The following is a 21,102-nucleotide window of genomic DNA, read 5'->3' on the forward strand; positions in this document are numbered from 1 at the left end:
CGACTGCCCGGTGCCCCGGCGCGGTCCGCGGAACCGCGCCTCCCGGGAGCCGGCGCCGCGAAACACCGCTCCCGGAGATCATTGGAACGAGCGTACGACTCAATCGAACACTCGTTCTAACTACCGCTGACAGTACACCTCCCCACCGACAAAAACGCAACGTGTGGCGGGCGGCGCGTCCGACGAAAATGCCCCGGCGGGCCCCGGAACTTCTCAGCCCGCACACAGGGCCGGCAAAGCCGGCGCGGAGGTCCGCCGCGCAGGGTGGTGGTCATGACCGTCAGTCGTACCCGGAAGACCCGCCGGTGACCGCCGCCGTCGCGGACCGGCGCGCCCCGCACCGCCCGCCCGCCGCCGCGCCCGGCTGGTGGGCGGACCTGGTGGGCAGCGCCGCCGCGCTCAGCCTGCTGGTGGTCACCGCGCTCTGGACCGCCGACCGGGGAGTGCAGGAACTGGTCGCCGGCGTCGCCACCGGCCTGACCTCGCTGGGGCGGCTCACCGGCCTGCTCAGCGCCGACCTGATGCTCATCCAGGTGGTGCTGATGGCCCGGGTGCCGCTGATCGAGCGGCGCTTCGGGCAGGACCGGATCGCCCGCTGGCACCGGCTCGCCGGCTTCGCCTCCTTCCACCTGCTGCTCGCGCACGTCGCGCTGACCACCCTCGGGTACGCCGGCACCGCCCGGCAGAACCCGCTCGCGCAGGCGTGGCTGCTGGTCACCGCGTACCCGGGGATGCTGCTGGCCACCGCGGCGCTGGCGCTGCTGGTCCTGGTGGTGGTCACCTCGGTCCGGGCGGCCCGGCGGCGGCTGCGCTACGAGTCCTGGCACCTGCTGCACCTGTACGCGTACCTGGGCATCGCGCTGGCGCTGCCGCACCAGCTCTGGACCGGCGCCGACCTCGTCGGCTCGCCGGTCGCCCGGGCCTACTGGTGGACGGTGTACCTGCTGGCGCTGGCCAGCGTGCTGGTGTACCGGCTGGGCCTGCCGGCCTGGCGCTCGCTGCGGCACCGGGTGGAGGTGGCCGCGGTGGTCCCCGAGGCGCCCGGCGTCACCTCCGTCTGGCTGCGCGGACGGCACCTGCACCGGCTGCCGGTACGGGCCGGGCAGTTCCTCAACTGGCGGTTCCTGGCCGGCCCCGGCTGGTCCCGGGCGCACCCGTACTCGCTGTCCGCGCCGCCCTCGGGCGACCTGATGCGGATCACGGTCAAGGACCTCGGCGACGGCACCTCCCGGGTGGCCACCCTGCGCCCCGGCACGAAGGTGCTGATCGAGGGGCCGTACGGGCGGTTGACCGGGGAGCACTGGCGCGGCGGCGGGGTGACCATGTTCGCCTGCGGCGTCGGCATCACCCCGCTGCTGGCGCTGCTCTGGGAGCTGCCGTACGCCCCGGGGCGGGCGGTGCTGCTCTACCGCGCGCGTACCCCGCGGGAGCTGGCCTTCGCCGCCGAGCTGGACCGGCTGGCCGCCGCGCGCGGGCTGGTCGTGCACCACCTGGTCGGGCCGCGCGGGCGGCGGCCGTCCTGGCTGCCGGCGTACGCCGAGGGGCTGACCGACGCCGAGGCGTTGCGCCGGCTGTCGCCGGACATCGCCGGCCACGACGTCTACCTCTGCGGCCCGGACGGCTGGGTCGACGCCGTCCGCACCGCGACCCGGGCCGCCGGCGTGCCCGACGCGCACGTCCACCACGAGAAGTTCGCCTGGTGACGGGCGGGAAGGACGGATCCATGCGACGGATCACCCTCTGGCTGCTGTCCACGGTCGCCGCCGTGGTGCTGCTGTTCAGCTACCGGACCAGCACGATGGGGCCGGGCGGGGCGGGCGGCGCGGTCGCCGCCGGCTCCGACGGCACGGCCAGCGCACCGTGGGGCGCGACCGACGACGGCGCGACCGGCGCGGACCCGTCGTCCGGCGGCTCCTCGTCCGGCGGCTCCTCGTCGGGCTCGTCGTCCGGCGGCACAGTCACCGGGTCGGTGGCGCAGACCCGGTGGGGACCGGTGCAGGTCCGGATCACCGTCTCCGGCGGGAAGATCACCGACGTCACGGCGGTGCGGGTGCCCGACGGCAACTTCCGGGACCAGCAGATCAACGACTACGCGGTGCCGATCCTGCGGCAGGAGGCCATCGCCGCGCAGAGCGCGCAGATCGACACGGTCTCCGGCGCCACCGTCACCAGCGACGGCTACCGCGAGTCCCTGCAGGCCGCGATCGACGCGGCGCACCTGAAGTGAGGACGCGATGACCACGACCATAGACCTCGACCGGCGGGCCTGGGTGCTCCAGGTGATGGGGCTGCCGGTCAGCGCGCACCTGCGCGGCCCCGAGGCGCACACGGACGCGGTGGCCGAGCGGGTGGAGCGGTTCTTCGCCGAGCTGCGCGAGGTGGACGCGGTGTTCAGCACGTACCGGCCGGACAGCGAGATCGGCCGGCTGGGCGGGGCCGCCCCCGACCCGGCCACCGCCACGCCGGCGGTGCGCGAGGTGGCGCGGCGCTGCGACGAGGCCCGGGCGCGCACCGGCGGCTGGTTCGACGCCCGCCGCCTGCCGCTGCCCGGCGGTGGTCTCGGCTACGACCCGTCCGGGCTGGTCAAGGGCTGGGCGGTGGAGCGGGCCGCGCGGTGGCTCACCGACCTGCCGGGGCACGACCTGTGCCTGAACGCGGGAGGCGACGTGCTGCTGCGCACCACGCCGGGCCGGCCGGCCTGGCGGGTCGGCGTCGAGGACCCCGCCCGCCCCGACCGGCTGCTCGACGTGCTGGAGCTGACCCACGGCGCGGTCGCCACCTCCGGGACCGCGCGGCGCGGCGCGCACATCACCGATCCCCGCTCCGGCCGGCCCGCGCAGGCCGTCCGGTCGGTCACCGTGGTCGGCCCCGAGCTGCTCTGGGCCGACGTGTACGCCACCGCGGCGGTCGCCCGCGGCGCCGACGCGCTCGACTGGCTGGCCGCCCTCGACGGGTACGCCGCCCTGCTGGTGGACGCCGCCGGCCGGACCCGGACCACCCCGGCCTGGCCCGGCCACCGGCCGGCGGCCCGCGCCGCGTAGCCGGGTAGGGGACGGCAGCCGGGCCCGGGACTACCGTGGGCCACGTTTCCCCAGAGGCGCAGGAGGAATGCCGGTGGACAGCGGTGGCATCGACAAGCGGCGGCTCTACGAGCTGCTCTGGGTCGCCCCCGCCGGGCCGCGGCGCGGGCCGCGCCCCGCCTTCACCCTGGCGGCCATCGCCCGGGCCGGCATCGCCATCGCCGACACCGACGGGCTGGACGGGCTCACCATGCAGCGGGTCGCCGAGTCGCTCGAGGTCACCAAGATGGCGCTCTACCGGTACGTGCCGGGGCGGGCCGAACTGGTCGCGCTGATGCTGGAGACGGCGATCGGCGAGCCCGGACCCCCGCCCACCGGGGTGGACTGGCGGGGGCAGTTGGACGACTGGACCCGGCAGATGTACGACCGGTTCCGCCGCCACCCGTGGGCGCACGCGGCCACCGTCGCCCCCCGGGTGCCCGGGCCGAACGAGCTGGCCTGGCTGGAACGGGTGGTGGCCGCCCTCGCCGACACCGGGCTGACCGGCGGCGAACGGCTCGACGTCGCGGTGCTCCTGCTCGGCCACGCCCGCAACCTGGCCCAGCACGCGTCGGCCGGCCCGGCGGGGCAGGGCCGGGAGGCCGCCTTCACCGTACTGGTACGCGGCCGGGAGGACCGCTACCCGGCACTGGACGCCGCGCTGCGCCCGGCCGCGGCCGGGACCGTCGGCGACCCGACCCTGGACTTCGGCCTGGCCCGCATCCTCGACGGCATCGCGGTGCTGATCGCCACCCGCGCCACCGGCGTGGGCTGACCGCACGGCCCCGGGACGCGCCGGGGAGAATGGCCGGTATGCAGCCACACCCGAACGTGCAGGCGGTACAGCGGGCCCTCGACGAGGCCAAGGCGCGGGACGCCGCCGGCGCCGCCACCCAGGTACGCCTGCTGCCCGACGCGGTGCACACCGCCGCCGCGGCGGCCGAGGCGCTTGGCGTCCAGGTCGGCCAGATCGCCAACTCGCTCATCTTCGACGCCGACGGGACTCCGCTGCTGGTGCTGACCTCCGGGGCGCACCGGGTGGACACCGCCGGCCTGGCCGCGTCCCTCGGGGTGACCCGCCTGCGCCGGGCCACCCCCGAGTTCGTCCGGGAGCACACCGGCCAGCCGATCGGCGGGGTCGCCCCGGTGGGCCACCCGCGCCCGCTGCGCACCCTGGTCGACACCGCCCTCGACCAGTACCCGGAGATCTGGGCGGCCGGCGGGGTGCCCCGGGCGGTCTTCCCCACCACGTACGCCGACCTGCTGCGGATCACCGCGGGCACCGCGGCCGAGGTGGCGTGAGCGCGAGGAGTGAGCCGGGTTTGCGAGCCCCGCAGTCGCGAACCGAGACGGCACCGTGAGCGCGAGGAGCGAGCCGGGTTTGCGAGCCCCGCAGTCGCGAACCGAAGACGGCACCGTGAGCGCGAGGAGTGAGCCGGGCGGGCCGGTTCCGGAGCTGGTCACCCTGCACGTGTGGCGGACGTCGCGGGCGGCGCTGCCCCGGGTGCTGACCCGGATGGCGGCGCATCCGCCGCGGCTGCGCCGCCTCCCCGGCGTACGGTTCGGCAAGCTGCTGGGCACGGGCAGCGGCACCGGGTTCGGTCCGGGCGACGCCGACCTGACCCGGTGGGCCGCCCTGCTGGTCTGGGACTCGCCGGCCGCGGCGGCCGGCTTCGACACCACGCCGGTCGGCCGTTCCTGGGCCCGCGTCGCCCGCGCCTCGGCCCGCCTGGACCTGCGCCCGCTGACCAGCCGGGGCGAGTGGTCCGGCCGGCGGCCGTTCGGCGACCCGCCGGGGGGCCGGGTCGACGGCCCGGTGCTGGCGCTGACCCGGGCCCGGCTGCGTCCGGCGCGGGCGGTCACCTTCTGGCGGGCCGTCCCGCCGGTGGCCGCCGCGCTGCACGCCGCGCCCGGGCTGCTGGCCCGGTTCGGGGTGGGCGAGGCGCCGCTGGGCTGGCAGGGCACGGTCAGCGTGTGGCGCGACGCGGCGGACCTCGTGGCGTTCGCGTACCGTCACCCGGAGCACCGGGCCGCGATCGCCCGCACCCCGACCGAGGGGTGGTACGCCGAGGAGCTCTTCGCCCGGTTCGAGGTGCGCGACGTGGTGGGCGACCGTTCGGTGCTGGGCTGGTCCGGCGCGGACGGCGTGGGAACGAAGGGGCACGCATGAGGCTGGTCCGGTGGACGCCGGAGGATCTCGTCCGACGGCTGGACGACGTGGTGGCCGTCTACGGCGAGGCGATGGGCTACCGTGCCGACCTGCTGGAGGCCCGGCGCGGCTACATCGCCACCCACGTCCGCCGCCCCGGCTTCCGCGCGGTGGCCGGGCTGACCTCCGAGGGGCACCTGGCCGGCTTCGGGTACGGCTACCTCGGCGCGGCCGGGCAGTGGTGGCACGACCAGGTGTCCCGGGCGCTGGACCCGCCGGCCCGCAAGCGCTGGCTCGGCAACTGCTTCGAGGTGGTGGAGCTGCACGTCCGGCCGCCCGCCCAGGGGCACGGCCTGGGCGCCCGCCAGCTGCGCGCCCTGCTCGACCTGGCCGACGGCGACACCACCCTGCTCTCCACCCCGGAGGCCGACGAGCAGCGGTCGCGGGCGTGGCGGCTCTACCGCCGGTTCGGCTTCGTCGACCTGCTGCGCCACTTCCACTTCCCCGGCGACGAGCGCCCGTTCGGCGTGCTCGGCCGGGACCTGCCGCTGGAGCCGGCGGGCGCCGGCCGGCCCGGGCCGGCTGGCCGGCGTGATCATTTCGGCGCCGCCGGCCCGCCCGCCGACCCGCCCGCCGGCCGGCCCGGGCCGGGCACGCCGTGAGCCACCGGCGGCTGCTGCCCTGGGCGCTGCTGGCCGTCCTGGTCCTCGCCCAGATCTGCTACCCGCTGACCGGCGGGGTCACCCGCAACCGGCTCACCGTGGCGACGGTGGTGCTGGGCTGGCTGCTGTCGGTGACCCACGCGGCCCTCAGCCGGGGCCCGCGCGCCGCCGTCGCGCTGGTCGCGGTGGCCACCGGGGGCGGTTTCGCGATCGAGGCGCTCGGCGTGGCCACCGGCTTCCCGTTCGGCAGCTACGACTACTCCGGGCAGCTCGGCCCGAAGCTGGCCGGGGTGCCGTTGATCATCCCGTTGGCCTGGACCTGGATGGCGTGGCCGGCGTGGTTGGCCGCGGTCCGGCTCACTCAGGTGTTAAGAAGGGGCCCCGGCTCTACCGGAGGCGTTAACAAGGGGCCCTTCCTTGCGCGGGTCGCGCTGGGCGCGGTCGGGCTGGCCGCCTGGGATCTCTTCCTCGACCCGCAGATGGTCGCGGAGGGCCACTGGCGTTGGCTCGACGCCACCCCGGCGCTGCCCGGGCTGCCCGGCATCCCGGTCAGCAACTACCTCGGCTGGCTGCTCTTCGGGGTGCTGGTGATGGCGGCGCTGCGCCCGCTGGCCGGTCCGACGGTGGGCCGCACCGGGCCCGCCGACCGGCCGATGTACGCGCTCTACCTGTGGACGTACGCCTCCAGCGTGCTGGCCCACGCGGTCTTCCTCGACCTGCCCGCCTCCGCGCTGTGGGGCGCGGCCGGCATGGCGGTGGTCGCCGTGCCGCTGGCGGTGACGCTCGCCCGGGGTCGCGCCGCCCGGACCGACCGGGCCCGGCCGGTGCCGGCACCGGCCGCCGAGGCCGACGCGACCCGATGACCACCGCCGCCCTCGTCCTGCTGGTCGGCGTGGTCGCGCTGACCGGGCACTCCTGGGTGAACGCCACCCGCTGGCTGCGCCGGCCGCCCGACGGGCCGGTCGAGGTCGGCGAACCGGTCGCGGTGCTGCTGCCGCTGCGCGACGAGGCCGACCGGGTCACCCCCTGCCTGCGCGCGCTGCTCGCCCAGCGGGGCGTGCCCGACCTGCGGATCGTGGTGCTGGACGACGGCTCGACCGACGGCACCGCCGAGGTGGTCCGGGCGGTGGCCGGCGGCGACCCACGGGTCACCCTGCTCACCGGGGTCGCCCCGCCGCCGGGCTGGCTGGGCAAGCCGCACGCCTGCTGGCAGTTGGCCACCCGGACCGACCCGGCCCCGACCGTGCTCGCCTTCGTCGACGCCGACGTGGTGCTCAGCCCGTACGCCGTCGCGGCGGCGGTGGCCGAGCTGCGCGCGGCGCGGGCGGCGCTGCTGTCCGCGTACCCCCGGATCGTGGTGCGGACGGCGGCTGACCGGCTGGTGCAGCCGCTGTTGCAGTGGTTGTGGTTGACCTTCCTGCCGCTGCGGGCGATGGAACGCTCGCCGCGGCCGTCGCTGGCGGCGGCCGGCGGGCAGTTCCTGGTCGTGGACCGGGCCGGGTACCTGCGGGCCGGCGGGCACGCGGCGGTCGCCGACAAGGTGCTGGAGGACATCGAGCTGGCCCGGGCGGTGAAGCGCTCCGGCGGCCGGATCGCGCTGGCCGACGGCGCGCGGCTCGCCTCCTGCCGGATGTACGAGGACTGGCCGCAGCTGCGCGACGGCTACTCGAAGTCGCTGTGGGCCTCGTTCGGGCACCCGAGCGCCGCGGCGCTGGTGCTGACCCTGCTGCTCCTGCTCTACTCCGCTCCCCCGCTGCTGGCGGTGGCGGCGCTGGCGGCCGGCGCGCCGGCGGTGGCCGGCGCCGCGTTCCTGGCCTACCTGGCGGGCGTCGCCGGGCGGGTGGTCTGCGCCCGGGCGACCGGCGGGCGGGCCTGGCCCGACGCGCTGGCACACCCCGTGTCGGTCGTGGTCCTCGGTTGGCTGACGCTGCGGTCGTACCATCTGCGGAAGCGGCGCCGCCTGTCCTGGCGCGGTCGCCCGGTCAGCTAAGGGGGCGCGGCATGGCGCGGATCGTGGTCGTCGGCGCCGGCGTGGGTGGGCTGGCCACCGCCGCCCGGCTGGCCGCCACCGGACATCAGGTGACCGTGCTCGAACAGGCCGGCACGGTCGGCGGCAAGCTCGGCCGGTACGCCCACCACACCGCCGAGGGGTCGTTCCACTTCGACACCGGGCCGAGTTTGCTCACCCTGCCGCAGGTCTTCCACGACCTGTTCGAGGCGACCGGCGCGAAGCTCGACGAATATCTCGACCTGGTGCCGCTGGACCCGATCGTGCGGCACGTCTTCCCCGACGGGTCCACCCTCGACTCGTGCGCCGACCCGGACGGGTTCGCCGGCCGGATCGGCGCCGCGTTCGGCGACCGCGCGGCGGCCGACTGGCGGCGGCTGTGGCGGCGGGCCGAGCGGGTGTGGGCGGCCTCGCACCGGGACATCCTGCGGCGCAGCGTCGACTCGCCGCGGGACCTGGCCGCGCTGGCCTGGCGGCTGGGTGACCTGGCCGCCATCGCCCCCGGGCGGACGCTGCGCGGCCTGGGCCGCGGGCACCTGGCCGACCCGCGGCTGCGGATGCTGCTCGACCGGTACGCGACCTACACCGGTGCCGACCCGCGCCGCGCCCCGGCCGCGCTGGTCGCCGTCCCGTACGCCGAGCTGGCCTACGGCGGCTGGTACCTGCGCGGCGGGCTGGGCAGCCTCGCCGACGCCCTGCTCACCCGCTGCCTGGACCTGGGCGTGGTGGTCCGCACCGACACCGCGGTCACCCGGATCGACGCCGCCGGCGGGCGGGTGCACGGGGTACGCCTCGCCGGGACGGCCGCGCCGCTGCCCGCCGACGTGGTGGTGGCCAACGTGGACGCGCTCACCCTCTACCGTGACCTGCTGCCCCACCCGCGCCGGCTGGCCCGGCTCACCGACCGGAGCCTGGCCGGTTTCGTGCTGCTGCTCGGCGTGCGTGGCGACAGCGGGCTGGCCCACCACAACGTCTTCTTCCCCCGCGACTACGACGCCGAGTTCGACGCGGTCTTCGGCGACCCGGGGCGCGGGGTGCGGGCCCGGCCGGCCCTCGACCCGACGGTCTTCGTCACGGTGGCCGACGACCCGGCGGCCCGCCCGGCCGGGCACGAGGCGTGGTTCGTGCTGGTCAACGCCGCCCGGCACGGCACCGCCGCCGGCGCGGTCGACTGGCGCCGGCCGGGGCTCGCGCAGGCGTACGCCGACCGGATCCTCGACGTGCTGGCCGAGCGGGGCGTGGACGTCCGGGACCGGCTGCTCTTCCGCGAGGTGCGTACCCCGGCCGACCTGGCCACCGCCGCCGCCGCGCCGGGCGGGTCGATCTACGGCACCGCCGGCGGGCTGCTCCGGCCGGCCAACCGGGGGCCGGCGCGCGGGCTGTGGCTGGTGGGCGGCTCCAGCCACCCGGGCGGCGGGCTGCCGATGGTGACCCTCTCCGCGGAGATCGTCGCCGAGGAGATCGGCCCGGCCTGGGGGTAAGGAGGGTGCCCTTGTTAACGCCTGCGGTATAGGAAGGGCCCCCTCTTAACACCTCGCGCGGGTCAGCCGGCGTCGGCCAGGGCGCGGCGGATCGCGGAGAGCAGCTGGCCCAGCCCGAAGCCGGCCAGCAGCACCCACACCGCGGTCACCATGGTGCTGGTCCCGGCGGTCAGGTCGGCGGCGATCAGGCCGCTCGCCCCGACCAGCAGCAGCCCGACCAGGGCCACGCAGACCCGGGTGGGCCGCTCCCCCACGGTCACCGCGCCCAACTCCCGCATGCCGGCGGCGACCGCCCGGGCCCGGGCGTACTCGTGCAACCAGGACAGCGCCCCACCCGCGACGACCAGCGCGCCGGGCGCACCCAGCAGCCAGAACGCCGCCAGCCAGGCCACCTCGCCGAGCCGGTCGGCGAGCGAGTCGTAGACGTAACCGAGGCGGGTGGTCCGGCCGGTGGCCACGGCGACCGCGCCGTCCACACTGTCGGCCACCGCGGCGGCCAGCACGAACAGCGCCGCCACGAACGGCCCGTTTCCCGGCCGCACCGCGAACAGCGGCACGCAGAAGCAGAGCAGCACCCCCACGGCGGTCACCGCCGTCGGGCCCACCCGCAGCCGGCCCAGGATGAAACCCACGTGGTACGCGAAGCGCAGCCAGCTCCGGACCACCGGCGCCGCCACCCGCGGGTCGAACCCGCCGTGCAGCCGAGCCCAGGCGGTGGCGTACTCGTCCCAGCTCAGTTGTGTGCCCACCACCGGTCAACCGTCGCAGCAGCGTCCAGGTGTCGCGAACCCGGGGTCAGACCCGCGCCCCGATCCGCAGGTGCTGCCACACCTCGCGGGTCGCGGTGGACCGGTTGAGGGTGATGAAGTGGATGCCCGGGACGCCCTCGTCGAGCAGCCGCGCGCACATCTCGCTGGCCTGCTCGATGCCGAGCCGGCGCACCGCCTCCGGGTCGTCGGCCACCCGCTCGAACCGCTCGGCGAGGGCGGGCGGGAAGGGCGCGCCGGAGAGCTGCACGGACCGCTCGATGGTGCTCAGCTGGGTCACCGGCATCACTCCGGCGAGGATCGGGGTGTCGCAGCCGGTGGCGGCCACCCGGTCGCGCAGCCGCAGGTAGTCGTCGGCGTCGAAGAACATCTGGGTGATCGCGAACTCGGCGCCGGCCCGGCACTTGCGGACGAAGTGCTCGGTGTCGCTGGCCACGTCGGGCGAGCGCGGGTGCTTGTAGGGGAAGGCGGCCACCCCGACGCTGAAGTCACCGGCGTCGCGCACCAGGCGGACCAGGTCCTCGGCGTACTGCACGCCCTCCGGGTGGGGGACCCACTCGCCGCCCGGGTTGCCGGGCGGGTCGCCCCGCACGGCCAGCACGTTGCGCACCCCCACGCCGGCCAGCCGGCCGATCACGTTGCGCAGCTCGGCGACGGAGTGGTTGACCGCCGTCAGGTGCGCCATCGGCAGCAGGGTGGTGTCGGTGGCGATCCGCTCGGTGACCGCGACCGTGGTGTCCCGGGTCGACCCGCCCGCGCCGTAGGTGATCGAGACGAACGAGGGGCGCAGCGACTCCAGCTCGCGGATGGCCTGCCAGAGCAGCCGCTCGCCCTGCTCGGTCTTGGGCGGGAAGAACTCGAACGAGAACGTCGGCTGACCGTCGCGGATCAGCTCCCCGATCGCCGGTTGGGGATTGGGGAGGACGGAGGGAAGACCGAGCGCCACGCCCCGACTCTAGCCGCCCGGACGCCCCGTGCCGACGACCTTCCCACCCGTCGGAGCGGGCCGTGTCGGGCGGGGGCGTCGTACCCCTGGGATATCACTGGGGGCAGCGCGAGGTCGGCCGGCCGGGCCGGCCAGGGGCACGCGCGGGGGTCACCCGGGGGTCATCAGCACCGATCGGCGACGCGCGTCCGTACTCGGGACGGTCGGCGCCGCCGCGCCGACGCCTTTCGGAGGACCGATGACCCCGCCCCCGCCGCTCGGGACGCTGCTGGCCCAGCTCCGGACGGCCCGCGGCTGGAGCCAGCAGCGGCTCGCCGCGCAGCTGTGCGCCGCCGCCGGCGTGCCGACCCTGACCCGGCACGAGATCTCCCGGTGGGAGCGCCACCTGCGGCTGCCCGGCGAGTTCTGGCTGGCCTGGCTGGCCACCGTGCTCGGGGTGCCGGCCGGGCTGCTCGCCGACGCGGCGGCGCACGGTCGGCACCCGGGTCCGCCGCCCGGGGCGCGGGTCGGCTCCCGGCCGCGGGCGGCGCTGCTCGCGGTGGCCCGGCGCTGGCTGGCCGACCCGGGCGGCGGGCTGTTCGCCGCGCCGACCGCCGGCCAACTGCCCGCCCAGGTCGGCGACGGCACGCCCGCCGGTCAGCCGCCCGCCCAGCTCCTCGACCGGGCGCCCGGGCTGGCCGAGCTGCGCCGGTGGGACGACCTGGCCGGCGGGGCCGACCTGGCGCCGCTCGGGGCGTACCGGCTGCGCGGGGCGGTGCGCCGGCTGTCCGGGGCCGGCCCGGCCGGGCGCCGTCGGCTGCTGCCGGTGCTGGCCGAGTCGGCCCAGCTCGCCGGGTGGCTGGCGGCCGACGCGGGCGACCCGGCCGGCGGGCTGGCCGCGTACCGGCTGGGCCTGCGGGCGGCGGCGGCCGCCGGGGACCGGGCGCTGGCCGGGCACGTGCTCGGCTCGGCCAGTCACCTGCTGGCCGGCGCGGGCGACCCGGCGGGCGCGCTGCTGCTGGCCCGCACCGGATACGCCGGCGCCCGGCGGGCGGCCAGCCCGGGGCTGCGCGCCCTGCTGCTGCACCGGGTGGCACTGGCCGCCGCGCTCGGCGGGCGGCGCCGGGCCGCCGGCGCGGCGCTCGACGCGGCCCGGCGCGTGACCGTCGCGCCGGAGCCGGACCGGGAGCCGCCCTGGCTCTACTGGCTGGACGCCGCCGAGCTGGCCGCGATGACCGGGCGCACGCTTGTCGCGCTCGACCGGGCCGGCGCCGGCGTGCCGCTGCTGCGCACCGCCCGCCGGGCGGCCCGGCCGCGCGCCGCCGCCGTCTACGGCGCCTGGCTGGCCCGCGGCCACCTCCAGCTCGGCGAGTTGGAGGCGGCCTGCGCCGTGGCCGGGGCCGCGCTGCTCGACGCCGTCCGGGCCGGGTCGCCGCGGGCCGTCGGCGAGCTGGCCGAGGTGCGCCGCCGGCTGGCCGGGCGGGCCGACGACCCGGCGGTACGCCGACACGACGCGCTCGCCGCCGCGGCCCGGCCCTGGCTGCCCCGCCGCGCGCCGATGGCCGGCCGGCCAGGTCCGGGTGGCCGACGCGCCGACCCACCTCGACCGATCCGCCGGCCCCGGGATGCGGCGGGCGCCCCGGCGACCGGCTAGCGTCGTGGCGTGACCGACGCCGCTCCCGTGTCCCCCGTCGACCGCGCCGGCCTGCGCCAGCGGGTGGACAAGGCCCTCGCCGAGTTCCTCGCCCAGCAGCGCACCTGGATGCGGGGGGTGGACGATGCCCTCGCGCCGGTGGCCGAGGCGATCGAACGGTTCGTGCTGGGCGGCGGCAAGCGGTTACGGCCCGCCTTCGCGTACTGGGGTTACCGGGGTGCCGGCGGGGTCGACTCGGACCAGGTGGTGAGCACCCTGGCCGCGTTGGAGTTCGTGCAGGCCAGTGCCTTGATCCACGACGACCTGATGGACCGCTCGGACACCCGGCGGGGCGAGCCGGCGGTGCACCGGCGGTTCGCCACCCGGCACCGGCGGGCCGGCTGGGGCGGGAACGCCGACGGCTTCGGCGACGCCGCGGCGATCCTCCTCGGCGACCTGTGCCTCGTCTGGTCGGACGAGCTGCTGCACTCCGCCGGCCTGGACCCGCGCACGGTGTCCCGGGCCCGGCCGGTCTTCGACGAGATGCGCACCGAGGTGACCGTCGGGCAGTACCTCGACGTGCTCACCCAGGCCACCGGGGACATCTCGGTGGAGCGGGCCGGCAAGGTGGCCCGCTACAAGTCGGCGAAGTACACGGTCGAGCGGCCGCTGCTGCTCGGTGCCGCGCTGGCCGACGCGCCGGAGGCGGTCCGCGCCGCCTACTCGGCGTACGGGCTGCCGCTGGGTGAGGCGTTCCAGCTCCGCGACGACGTGCTCGGGGTGTTCGGCGACCCGGCGCAGACCGGCAAGCCGGCCGGGGACGACCTGCGCGAGGGCAAGCGGACGTACCTGGTGGCGGCGGCCGTGGCGGCGGCCGACGAGGCGGGCCGGGAGCTGCTGCTCGCCCGCCTCGGCGACCCGGAGCTGGACGAGCCCGGGGTGGCCCGGCTGCGGGAGCTGATCACGGCCAGCGGGGCGCTGGCGCGCACCGAGCAGCGGATCGCCGCGCTGACCGAGACCGCGCTGGGCGCGCTGGGCACCGTCGACCTGGAGACCGAGGCCCGCCAGGCCCTGGTGGACCTGGCCATCGCCGCCACCCGCCGTACCCTCTGACCTCGCTCCCCCGTGGGGCGCGGCTCCCCCGTGGGGCGCGGAGATCCGCAGAAGAGCCCGACATGCCGCATTCCGGGCCGCCCGGCCAATGGGGTCCGCGCGACATGCCGCATGTCGGGCCGACGCCGCCCGGCCTGCGCGACGCCGGCCCGGCCCGCGCGGGGTCAGAAGCCGAGGGCCTGGGCGCGGCGCTTGACCTCGCGGGCCTGGTCGCCGGCGAGCGCGGCGGCCGGCGTGCCGGGGAGGGTGGGGTCCTCCTCGTAGAGCCAGCGCAGCGCCGCCTCGTCGTCATAGCCGGCGTCGGCCAGCAGGTTCAGCACGCCGGGCAGGTGCTTGAGTACCTGCTTGTTGGCGACGAGATCGGCCGGGATCCGGCGGACGCCGTCGCGGCGCGCCGCGACGAGCTCCCGGTCCCGGATCATCTGGTGCACCTTGCTGATCGACAGGTCGAGGCGCTCGGCCACGTCCGGCAGGGTCAGCCAGGCGGCCGGGTCGGCGGGTCCCGCGGCGGCGGGCTGCCCGGAGGGCACGGAATCGGTCACCTGACCACCCTGCCACGTGCCACCGGCGGGCCACCACCGGCACCCCCGTGACCTGCGTCAGCGCGGCGGGACAGGCGTGCCGGACCCTCGGCTGTAGCATCCTGTTCAACGTTCACGCCTCCGACACATAGACTGCCTGCCGATGGACACACAGGTCGCCGACACGTTGCTGGGCTCGCTGATCGACGGGCGCTACCGCATTCGCGGTCGCGTCGCGCGTGGCGGCATGGCGACCGTGTACACCGCCACCGACGAGCGCCTCGAGCGCACCGTGGCGGTCAAGATCATTCATCCGAGCCAGGCACCGGAGTCGCCGGCCCGGCTGGCCGGTTTCGTGGCGCGGTTCACCGACGAGGCGAAGACCATCGCCCGGTTGACCCACCCGAACGTGGTCGCGGTCTACGACCAGGGCAACCACGCCGGGCTGCCGTACCTGGTCATGGAGTACGTCCGCGGCCGCACCCTGCGTGACGTGCTGGCCGAGCGGCGCCGGCTCAACCCGGAGGAGGCGCTGGCCATCGCCGAGCAGATGCTCGCCGCGGTCGCCGCCGCGCACCGGGCCGGGCTGGTGCACCGGGACGTCAAGCCGGAGAACGTGCTGGTCGCCGAGGCCCCCACCGGCGGGCCGGCCAACCTGGTCGACAGCGTGGTGAAGGTGGCCGACTTCGGGCTGGCCCGGGCGGTGGAGGCCAGCGAGGAGAACGGCAACCAGCTGATGGCGACCGTCGCGTACGTGGCGCCCGAGCTGGTCACCGAGGGCCGGGCGGACGCCCGTACCGACGTCTACTCGGCGGGCATCGTGCTGTTCGAGATGCTCACCGGCCGGGTGCCGTACGACGGGGACCGGCCGGTGGACATCGCCTGGCAGCACGTCGACCGGGACGTGCCGGCGCCCTCGACGCTCGTGCCGGGGCTCCCCCGCGAGCTGGACGAGCTGGTCGCGCGGGCCACCCGCCGCGACCCGGGTGCCCGGCCGACCGACGCGGGCGCGCTGCTCAGCGAGGTGCAGACCGCACGGGAGGGCCTGGGCACGCCGGACAACTCGCACACCGCGGTGCTGCGCCGGGTGAGCGACGACCAGCCGGTGGCCGAGCCGACCATGGTGGTGGCCGCGGTGCAGCCGGCCCAGCGGCCGGCCTGGGCGCGGCTGCCCGAGGCGCCGGCCCAGCCGCCGCACCGGCGCCGGGCGGCGCCGCAGGGCTCCGCGCTGGGCGGCAAGCTGGCCGCGCTGCGCGGCCGGATGGGCGGCGGCGACGGCCAGAACCGGCTCGGCATCGCCGCCGTGGTGGTGGTGTTCGGCCTGCTCGCCGCGCTGGGCGGCTGGTGGTTCGGGGTGGGCCGGTACACGGTCGCCCCGCAGCTGGTCAGCATGAGCAAGGCCGACGCCGAGTCGCGGGCCGCCGAGGCCGGCTTCAACCTCGAGTACGCCCCGGCGCGGTACGACGAGAAGGCCCCCAAGGACCAGGTGATCGGGCAGAACCCCGCCTCGGCCGGCCGGATCCTCAAGGGCGGCACGATCACCCTCACCCTGTCCCTGGGCCCCGAGCGTTTCCCGCTGCCCGACGTGATCGGCAAGGACTTCACGCTGGCCGACTCGGATCTCAAGAGCGCCGGGCTGGTGGTGGTCAAGGGCGCCCCGCGCTACCACGACAACCTGCCCAAGGGCGTCGTGGTGGCAACCAGCCCGAAGGCCAACGCGCAGGTCAAGCCGGGTGACAAGATCACCGTGGTGGTGAGCAAGGGGCGGGCGCCGATCAGCGTCCCGCAACTGGTCGGCAAGAACGTCAACGACGCCCGGGCGGCGCTGGCGCAGCTCGGGCTGGAGCCGGTCGAGACGTACAAGGACTCCGACAAGCCCAAGGACGAGATCCTCGGGCAGAGCCCGGCCGACGGCACCGGGGTCGAGAAGGGCGCGCAGGTCAAGCTGGAGGTCAGCAAGGGCCCGCCCGCCGTGGTGGTGCCCCGCGTGATCGACCTGCCGTGCCCGCAGGCGCAGCAGCAGCTCCAGGGCCTCGGCTTCCCGGTCAACGTGCAGTTCAACCCGAACGGCACCGTGCGGTTCCAGAACCCGGGCGAGAACGCGCAGGTGCCCCCGGGCACCCCGGTCACGATCGGCTGCCTGTGACCGGCCCGGCCCCCGCCGCGCCGGCCGCCCACCGGCCGGTCGGCTCGCACACCCCCACGTCCGGGGGCCTGGCGCGGGCGGTCCTGCCGTACGTCGACGCGGCCGACTCCCGGGTGGTGCAGGTCTACGTCTCCAACTCCCGGGGCTGGGCCCTGCCGCCCGGCGACCCGGCCCAGGACGCGCTGCTGCGCGACGGCTGCGACGAGCGGGGCGTGCCGGTCTACATCCACGCGTCGCTGCTGGTGAACCTCGGTTCACCCACCCCGGCCACGGTGCAGCGGTCGGCGCAGACGCTGGCCCACGCGCTGCGCCGGGGCCGCGCGATCGGCGCCCGGGGCGTGGTGTTCCACGCCGGCAGCGCGGTGGACGCCGGGTACGCCGAGACCGCGATGCGGCAGGTACGCGAGAGCCTGCTGCCGCTGCTCGACGAGGCGGCCGCCGTCGGGGGGCCGATGCTGCTGGTGGAGCCGAGCGCGGGTGGCGGCCGGTCGCTGGCCTCCCGGGTCGAGCACCTGGGCCCGTACCTGGACGCGGTGGAGCGGCACCCGATGATGGGGGTCTGCTTCGACACCTGCCACGCCTGGGCGGCCGGGCACGACCTGGCGGCCGAGGGCGGGATGACCGCGACGCTGGACACCCTGGTGGCCACGGTCGGCGCCGACCGGCTCAAGCTGGTGCACGCGAACGACTCGAAGGACCTGTGCGGCTCCACCCGGGACCGGCACGAGAACATCGGCAAGGGCACCATCGGCGAACCGGCCTTCGCCGAGCTGATGCGCCACCCCGCCACCGCCGGCATCCCCGTCGTCGTGGAAACCCCGACGGAGAAGCACGTCGGCCACGCCGCCGACATAGCCACCCTCACCCGCCTCCACCCCTGACCCACCCCGCCCTCCCTGGGCTGCGCTGATCATGAAGTTTGCGTCGAGTTCCGGGCGATCCACGACGCAAACTTCATGATCAACGCGGGAGGGGCCGGCGTGCGGCACGCGGGGGCGGGGGTGGGGTCAGGCGCGGAGGGTTTGGGTCAGGGACTGGGTGGCGCGGTCGATGTCCGGGTCGGCGACGTCGAGGTGGGTTACCAGGCGGGCGGTGTTCGGGCCCAGCACCGAGACCAGGACGCCGCGCTCGCGGGCGGCGGCGGCGAACCGCCGCGCGTCGAGCGGGTGCTTGGTCAGGTCGAGCGGGACGATGTTGGTCCGGACCGGCCCGGCGAGCACCCCGAACGGGGCGATCGCCTCGGCCAGCCGGGCCGCCTTCGCGTGGTCGGCGGCGAGCCGCGCCACGTGGTGCGCCAGGGCGTACCGGCCGGCGGCGGCGAGGACGCCGACCTGCCGCATCCCGCCGCCCATCCGCTTGCGGACGACCCGGGCCCGGGCGATCCGCTCCGCGCTGCCCACCACCAGCGAGCCGACCGGCGCGCCGAGCCCCTTGGAGAGGCAGACGGACAGGGTGTCGAAGAGCGCACCGTACTCGGCCAGCGGCACCCCGTCGGCCACGTGCGCGTGCCAGATCCGGGCGCCGTCGCAGTGCAGCGCCAGCCCGTGCTCGTCGGCGACCCCCCGCAGCCGGCGCAGCACGCCCAGCGGGATCACCCCGCCGCCACCCCGGTTGTGGGTCTGCTCGACCGCGATCGCCCGGGTCGGCACCGCGAAGTAGCCGTCCGGCCGCACCAGCTGCGCCACCACGTCCGGGTCGAGGTCCGCGCCGACCGCCGGCCAGGTCCGCGAGGAGATCCCACCGTACGCGGCCGCGGCCCCGATCTCGTACGTCACGACGTGCGCGTCGGCGTCGCAGAGCAGTTCGTCGCCGGGCGGCACCAGCAGTTGCAGGGCGATCTGGTTGGCCATCGAGCCGGTCGGGGCGAACAGCGCCGCCTCGTGCCCGAAGAGCGCGGCGACCTCCGCCTCCAACGCGGTGACCGTCGGGTCCTCGCCGTACACGTCGTCGCCGACCTCGGCGGTGGCCATCGCCTCCCGCATCCCGGCGGTGGGCCGGGTCACCGTGTCCGAACGCAGGTCGACCAGCTCGCTCCTCGCGTCAGCCACTGTCATCCCTTCGGCCGCCGACTGCGGGGCTCGCAAGCTCACTCCTCGCCTCAGCCACGGAGCATCTCCGCCACCAGGAAGGCCAGCTCCAGCGACTGCTGGGTGTTCAGCCGGGGGTCGCAGGCGGTCTCGTACCGGTCGGGCAGGTCGAGGTCCTCGATGCCCTGGGCGCCGCCGAGGCACTCGGTGACGTCCTCGCCGGTCAGCTCGACGTGCAGGCCGCCGGGGTGGGTCTCCAGGCCGCGGTGCACCTCGAAGTAGCCGAGCACCTCGTCGACGATCCGGTCGAAGTGCCGGGTCTTGTAGCCGTTCGAGGACTCGTGGGTGTTGCCGTGCATCGGGTCGCACTGCCAGACGACCTTGGCGCCGGAGGCGGTGACCTTGGCGACGATCGGCGGGAGCGCGTCGCGCACCTTGTGGTTGCCCATCCGGCTGATCAGGGTCAGCCGGCCGGGGACGTTGTCCGGGTTGAGCTTCTCGCACAGCTCGAGCGCCTCGTCCGGGGTGGTGGTCGGGCCGAGCTTGACCCCGATCGGGTTGGCGATCCGGGAGATGAAGTCGATGTGCGCCCCGTCGATCTGCCGGGTCCGCTCGCCGATCCAGAGGAAGTGCCCGGACAGCCCGTACGCCCGGCCGCCCGACACCCGGGCCAGCGCGCGGTCGTACTCCAGCGCGAGGGCCTCGTGCGAGCAGTAGAGGGTGACCGTCCGCAGCGCCTCCTCCTCGGTCATCCCGCAGGCGCGGATGAAGGCCAGCGCGCGGTCGATCTCCCGGGCGATGGCCTCGTAGCGCTCTCCCGCCGGGGAGTTGCGCACGAAGCCCTTGTTCCAGTCGTGCACGGCGTGCAGGTCGGCCAGCCCACCGCCGAGGTACGCCCGCAGCATGTTCATCGCCGCCGCCGAGTTGGCGTACGCCCGGATCATGCGCTGCGGGTCGGCGACCCGGGCCTCCGGCGTGGCCTCCAGCCCGTTGATCATGTCTCCCCGGTACGCGGGCAGCCCACGGGCGTCGGTGGGCAGCGAGCGGGGCTTGGTGTACTGCCCGGCGACCCGGGCCACCTTGACCACCGGCAGCGAGGCGCCGTAGGTGAGCACGATCGCCATCTGCAACAGGGTGCGGGCGTTGGCCAGCAGGTGGCTCTCGGTGTTGTCGGCGAACGTCTCGGCGCAGTCGCCGCCCTGGAGCAGGAACGCCTTGCCCTCGCAGACCAGCGCGAGCTTCTGCCGCAGCTGGTCGACCTCGTAGGGCGCGACGATCGACGGGACGGTGTCGAGCACCTTGCACACCTCGGCGACCTCGGCCGGGTTGGGCCACGGCGGGGTCTGCGCGCGGGGCAGCTCGCGCCACCGGTCCAGGCCGAGGGCGGCGTCCTCCGCCGAGTCGACGGTCGGCCGGCTGGTCTGCAGGGCGGGGCTGCCCACCGCGGGGTAGCTCAACTGATGCCACTCATGGCGCATGACAGAAAGCGTACGGCGACGGCATCCGGAACCTGACCTCGAGGGTTGCCATACCGGCAGATGGGAGCAAGCCATCGATGGTTGCCTTTCCCGGCCGCCTCGTCGACACTCTTTAGTTAAGTTTGTTAACTGATTTGGAGGTTTCGATGAAACGAGGACGCCTCGGCCTCGCCGTCGCCGCCGTGGGGACCGCCCCGCTGCTCCTGTCGCTCACCCTGGTCGACTCCGCCGGCGCGCACGGCTCGATGCAGTCGCCGGTCAGCCGCCCGTACGCCTGCTTCCTGGAGGGGCCGGAGTCGCCGACCTCGCCCGCCTGCCGGGCGGCGGTGGCGGCCGGCGGCACCCAGGCCCTGTACGACTGGAACGAGGTGAACATCGCCGACGCCGCCGGGCGGCACCGCCAGCTCATCCCGGACGGCCGGCTGTGCAGCGCCAACCGGGACAAGTACCGCGGCCTCGACCTGGCCCGCGCCGACTGGCCGGCCACCGCACTGCCCTCCGGCGGCACCTGGACCTTCGCCTACCGGGCCACCGCGCCGCACCGCGGCACCTTCGAGCTGTACGTCACCCGCACCGGCTACGACCCGACGGGCCCGCTGCGCTGGGCCGACCTGGAGCTGTTCCACACCGCCACCGACCCGGCGCTCACCGACGGGGCGTACCGGATGGCGGCCCGGTTGCCGCAGCGCACCGGCCGGCACCTGATCTACTCGATCTGGCAGCGCTCGGACAGCCCGGAGGCCTTCTACACCTGCTCCGACGTGACCTTCGGCGGCACTACGCCCACCACCACGCCCTCCCCCACCACGTCGCCCAGCCCCACCGTCCCGCCCAGCCCGACGCCGACCCCGCCCAGCCCCACGCCTACCCCGCCCAGCCCGTCGCCGACCGGCACCGCGCCCGCGTGGCAGCCGAACACCCCGTACGCCGTGGGCGCGCGGGTCAGCTACGCCGGCCGCGTCTGGCAGTGCCGCCAGGCACACACCTCGCTGGTCGGCTGGGAACCCCCCAACGTCCCCGCCCTCTGGCTCTGAGCTGAAAGGAGGGGCCCCCTGTTAACGCATTCTGCATAGCAGGGGGCCCCTGTTAACACCCGCTCTCCGCCGGCGCCGCACTCAGGCCCGCCTCCCGCT

19 protein-coding genes and 1 pseudogene are annotated in these 21,102 nt (G+C 76.1%); 15 read left to right on the top strand and 5 right to left on the bottom strand.

Translation table 11 applies throughout. From position 1 onward, the window contains the following. Positions 1 to 305: 305 nt before the first annotated feature. The 10 genes and pseudogenes from K7640_RS13245 (at position 306) to K7640_RS13290 (ending at position 9,359) form a co-directional block, all read left to right on the top strand. Complete coding sequence (locus K7640_RS13245; RefSeq protein WP_308042537.1) at positions 306 to 1,703, top strand: ferredoxin reductase family protein; 1,398 nt, start codon at positions 306 to 308, stop codon at positions 1,701 to 1,703. A 20-nt stretch (positions 1,704 to 1,723) separates the two neighbouring features. After that, a complete protein-coding gene (locus tag K7640_RS13250; RefSeq protein ID WP_222955074.1) occupies positions 1,724 to 2,227 on the top strand; it encodes an FMN-binding protein in 504 nt (167 codons plus the stop codon). Between the two features lie 7 nt (positions 2,228 to 2,234). Continuing rightward, positions 2,235 to 3,041, top strand: a complete 807-nt coding sequence (locus K7640_RS13255) for an FAD:protein FMN transferase (protein WP_222955075.1) — start codon at positions 2,235 to 2,237, stop codon at positions 3,039 to 3,041. 73 nt (positions 3,042 to 3,114) lie between these two features. Beyond that, the gene (locus K7640_RS13260) at positions 3,115 to 3,834 is read left to right on the top strand and encodes a TetR/AcrR family transcriptional regulator C-terminal domain-containing protein (RefSeq protein ID WP_308042538.1); all 720 of its coding nucleotides are present in this window, start codon (positions 3,115 to 3,117) and stop codon (positions 3,832 to 3,834) included. A gap of 38 nt (positions 3,835 to 3,872) precedes the next feature. Continuing rightward, positions 3,873 to 4,361, top strand: coding sequence for a YbaK/EbsC family protein (locus K7640_RS13265; protein WP_222955077.1), 489 nt, complete (start codon positions 3,873 to 3,875; stop codon positions 4,359 to 4,361). A 115-nt stretch (positions 4,362 to 4,476) separates the two neighbouring features. After that, complete coding sequence (locus K7640_RS13270; RefSeq protein WP_222955078.1) at positions 4,477 to 5,229, top strand: monooxygenase; 753 nt, start codon at positions 4,477 to 4,479, stop codon at positions 5,227 to 5,229. Beyond that, a pseudogene (locus K7640_RS13275) lies at positions 5,226 to 5,780 on the top strand (GNAT family N-acetyltransferase); the annotation flags it as partial. The gene K7640_RS13270 and the pseudogene K7640_RS13275, both read left to right, overlap by 4 nt. 86 nt (positions 5,781 to 5,866) lie before the next feature. After that, positions 5,867 to 6,733 (top strand): carotenoid biosynthesis protein, encoded by an 867-nt coding sequence (locus tag K7640_RS13280; RefSeq protein WP_222955080.1) that lies wholly within the window; start codon positions 5,867 to 5,869, stop codon positions 6,731 to 6,733. Continuing rightward, positions 6,730 to 7,860, top strand: coding sequence for a glycosyltransferase family 2 protein (locus tag K7640_RS13285; RefSeq protein ID WP_222955081.1), 1,131 nt, complete (start codon positions 6,730 to 6,732; stop codon positions 7,858 to 7,860). Before K7640_RS13280 ends, K7640_RS13285 begins: the two co-directional genes overlap by 4 nt. A gap of 11 nt (positions 7,861 to 7,871) precedes the next feature. Beyond that, the gene (locus tag K7640_RS13290; protein WP_222955082.1) at positions 7,872 to 9,359 is read left to right on the top strand and encodes an NAD(P)/FAD-dependent oxidoreductase; all 1,488 of its coding nucleotides are present in this window, start codon (positions 7,872 to 7,874) and stop codon (positions 9,357 to 9,359) included. Between the two features lie 62 nt (positions 9,360 to 9,421). On the opposite strand, the gene K7640_RS13295 is transcribed toward K7640_RS13290, so the two are convergent. Both K7640_RS13295 and metF read right to left on the bottom strand, forming a co-directional pair. Then, positions 9,422 to 10,111, bottom strand: coding sequence for a CDP-alcohol phosphatidyltransferase family protein (locus tag K7640_RS13295; protein WP_222955083.1), 690 nt, complete (start codon positions 10,109 to 10,111; stop codon positions 9,422 to 9,424). A gap of 43 nt (positions 10,112 to 10,154) precedes the next feature. After that, positions 10,155 to 11,072 (bottom strand): methylenetetrahydrofolate reductase [NAD(P)H], encoded by a 918-nt coding sequence (metF, locus tag K7640_RS13300; protein WP_222955084.1) that lies wholly within the window; start codon positions 11,070 to 11,072, stop codon positions 10,155 to 10,157. A gap of 238 nt (positions 11,073 to 11,310) precedes the next feature. Between metF and K7640_RS13305 the strand changes: the two genes are divergently transcribed. Both K7640_RS13305 and K7640_RS13310 read left to right on the top strand, forming a co-directional pair. After that, a complete protein-coding gene (locus tag K7640_RS13305; protein WP_222955085.1) occupies positions 11,311 to 12,705 on the top strand; it encodes a helix-turn-helix domain-containing protein in 1,395 nt (464 codons plus the stop codon). A gap of 9 nt (positions 12,706 to 12,714) precedes the next feature. Next, complete coding sequence (locus tag K7640_RS13310; protein ID WP_222955086.1) at positions 12,715 to 13,797, top strand: polyprenyl synthetase family protein; 1,083 nt, start codon at positions 12,715 to 12,717, stop codon at positions 13,795 to 13,797. Positions 13,798 to 13,961: 164 nt separating this feature from the next. Here K7640_RS13310 and K7640_RS13315 read toward each other — a convergent pair whose 3' ends face one another. Next, on the bottom strand, positions 13,962 to 14,339 hold the full coding sequence (locus K7640_RS13315) for an Rv2175c family DNA-binding protein (RefSeq protein ID WP_222955087.1): 378 nt from the start codon (positions 14,337 to 14,339) through the stop codon (positions 13,962 to 13,964). Positions 14,340 to 14,481: 142 nt separating this feature from the next. Between K7640_RS13315 and pknB the strand changes: the two genes are divergently transcribed. Together pknB and K7640_RS13325 are read left to right on the top strand one after the other, a co-directional pair. Beyond that, a complete protein-coding gene (pknB, locus tag K7640_RS13320) occupies positions 14,482 to 16,464 on the top strand; it encodes a Stk1 family PASTA domain-containing Ser/Thr kinase (RefSeq protein WP_222955088.1) in 1,983 nt (660 codons plus the stop codon). Next, a complete protein-coding gene (locus K7640_RS13325; RefSeq protein ID WP_222955089.1) occupies positions 16,461 to 17,345 on the top strand; it encodes a deoxyribonuclease IV in 885 nt (294 codons plus the stop codon). Before pknB ends, K7640_RS13325 begins: the two co-directional genes overlap by 4 nt. Positions 17,346 to 17,471: 126 nt before the next feature. Here the strand turns inward: K7640_RS13325 and K7640_RS13330 are convergent, their stop codons facing one another. Both K7640_RS13330 and K7640_RS13335 read right to left on the bottom strand, forming a co-directional pair. Continuing rightward, positions 17,472 to 18,491 carry a low specificity L-threonine aldolase gene (locus K7640_RS13330; RefSeq protein ID WP_222955133.1) on the bottom strand — a complete coding sequence of 340 codons (1,020 nt, stop codon included), beginning with the start codon at positions 18,489 to 18,491 and terminating at the stop codon, positions 17,472 to 17,474. A gap of 71 nt (positions 18,492 to 18,562) precedes the next feature. Beyond that, complete coding sequence (locus tag K7640_RS13335; protein ID WP_222955090.1) at positions 18,563 to 19,969, bottom strand: class II 3-deoxy-7-phosphoheptulonate synthase; 1,407 nt, start codon at positions 19,967 to 19,969, stop codon at positions 18,563 to 18,565. Between the two features lie 146 nt (positions 19,970 to 20,115). On the opposite strand from K7640_RS13335, the gene K7640_RS30585 reads away from it, so the two are divergent. Beyond that, positions 20,116 to 21,003 carry a lytic polysaccharide monooxygenase gene (locus tag K7640_RS30585; protein ID WP_305072216.1) on the top strand — a complete coding sequence of 296 codons (888 nt, stop codon included), beginning with the start codon at positions 20,116 to 20,118 and terminating at the stop codon, positions 21,001 to 21,003. Positions 21,004 to 21,102 lie beyond the last annotated feature (99 nt).

The organism is Micromonospora sp. PLK6-60 (assembly GCF_019890675.1).
Classification (GTDB): domain Bacteria; phylum Actinomycetota; class Actinomycetes; order Mycobacteriales; family Micromonosporaceae; genus Micromonospora.

Coding starts and splice junctions, on each gene's coding strand:
- K7640_RS13335 (WP_222955090.1), bottom strand. CDS start 19,969: ATGCGCCATGAGTGGCATCAGTTGAGCTACCCCGCGGTGGGCAGCCCC.
- K7640_RS13305 (WP_222955085.1), top strand. CDS start 11,311: ATGACCCCGCCCCCGCCGCTCGGGACGCTGCTGGCCCAGCTCCGGACG.
- K7640_RS13290 (WP_222955082.1), top strand. CDS start 7,872: ATGGCGCGGATCGTGGTCGTCGGCGCCGGCGTGGGTGGGCTGGCCACC.
- pknB (WP_222955088.1), top strand. CDS start 14,482: ATGGACACACAGGTCGCCGACACGTTGCTGGGCTCGCTGATCGACGGG.
- K7640_RS13265 (WP_222955077.1), top strand. CDS start 3,873: ATGCAGCCACACCCGAACGTGCAGGCGGTACAGCGGGCCCTCGACGAG.
- K7640_RS13255 (WP_222955075.1), top strand. CDS start 2,235: ATGACCACGACCATAGACCTCGACCGGCGGGCCTGGGTGCTCCAGGTG.
- K7640_RS13250 (WP_222955074.1), top strand. CDS start 1,724: ATGCGACGGATCACCCTCTGGCTGCTGTCCACGGTCGCCGCCGTGGTG.
- K7640_RS13285 (WP_222955081.1), top strand. CDS start 6,730: ATGACCACCGCCGCCCTCGTCCTGCTGGTCGGCGTGGTCGCGCTGACC.
- K7640_RS30585 (WP_305072216.1), top strand. CDS start 20,116: ATGAAACGAGGACGCCTCGGCCTCGCCGTCGCCGCCGTGGGGACCGCC.